This window comes from Aminobacter sp. P4_H6_2 (assembly GCF_056400805.1).
In genome coordinates, this window is the sequence record NZ_JBFUKO010000948.1 from 1 (window position 1) to 1,417 (window position 1,417).

A 1,417-nucleotide genomic window follows, 5' to 3' on the forward strand; every position below is an offset into this window, starting at 1 on the left:
CGTCACCATCCATCCGTTCACACTAAGCCGCATGCAAAGCCGATGGAGTTGTGGGAAGCGCGGGCGCTTATTACCAAGTGGGTTTCGGCTGCGATCGATGACGCTCTCGCCAAGGACACAACGGATCTTACGAAGGCGTAAGCCAAATCGTTCTCAAACGCGCCTGCAGCAGATGTCACGACGGATTCCCTGATGACCTATTGTGCCCGTTACCGCTTTAAACTTCTCTCGCCGCTGGAGCTTGAGAAAGGTACCCTGCTGGATGTGAGCATCCCCGATTTTTCTGCCGTGACATTCGAGATGGGTGACGAAGCCTATCCCATGGGCCATTGGGTGACCGCGAAAATCAACGGGTTCGAAACCGAAGACGAAGCCCGCAAAGCCGGTCAAAAGCTGGGAGACACGCTCCTAGTCGTCGGTGCCATTTCGAAACTAGGCATCGACATCGGCTTCAGCCGATCCACGCTCCAATTCAGCGCAGCAATACATGAAGCCGTAACAAAAGATACTGGACGAGAACTCCGCCCGGAAACACACGGCCTCATGGTCTACAAGAAGGACACGGTCAGCATTATTGGATTTCAAGCCCGCGGCAGCGTGCTAATAGGCACTCAGCGATTTGAAGAAAGCGTGGCCAAGTGGATCAACCCCATATCCGCGTTGACTGAACGACAGCGGAATTGTGCCGCTCTCATCAATGACTCTTTCTTCGTAGCCCAAACCGAAGGCCGTTTCATTCTACTCATTTCAGCGGTCGAGGCCTTGTGCGACCAAGCGGTCCGAGATGCAGACTTCCAAGCGGCGATTGACGAGCTCGAGCATCATCTCTCGGAGCAACGGCTTGCTGATGATATCCACGAGACTTTGCAACGAACGCTGACAACGGCAAAGCGCCAGTCACTGCGCCAAGCTTATATGACTAAATTTAGGACACTAGCTTCAGACGCCGATGCGAAGGCGTTTGACGAACTCTACCAGAAGCGCAGCAAACTCGTTCACGACGGTATCGGACGAGGTACGCTAAATGAGGCAACCAACCTGGCGATGCAGCTCGCAACTGACCTGCTGGAAGCAGAACTTACAAACTTTGCTGCAGCGGCTGGTTAGGGTTTAGTTCTCGCCCGGAAGCCGTCAACCCAATTCAGGCGGCTATTTAGCGGGCGGTGTGGCAAAAATCCACGACACAGTCAATCAATGACTTACGAATGGCGCTGCCACACCTTTGGACAGTTTGCGCTCCGGTGTGACAGGCCAGTGAAAGCCTATTGGCGTTCAAGGAAGAGTTTCAATTTTCAGATCTACCGAACGCCCGACCAAATCCACGAAAGTTGAAACCCCTTAGTTCGCTAAACTCACCCCGTCCAAGGCGACTCCCACGCTTGACGCTAGGACAACATTCCTTTTCGCTTGACAGAAT

General features: G+C 53.4%; 1 protein-coding gene. It reads left to right on the forward strand.

From position 1 onward, the window contains the following. The first annotated feature begins 192 nt into the window (after positions 1-192). A complete protein-coding gene (locus AC1DUU_RS31950) occupies positions 193-1,107 on the forward strand; it encodes a hypothetical protein (RefSeq protein ID WP_476787306.1) in 915 nt (304 codons plus the stop codon). Positions 1,108-1,417: the final 310 nt, after the last annotated feature.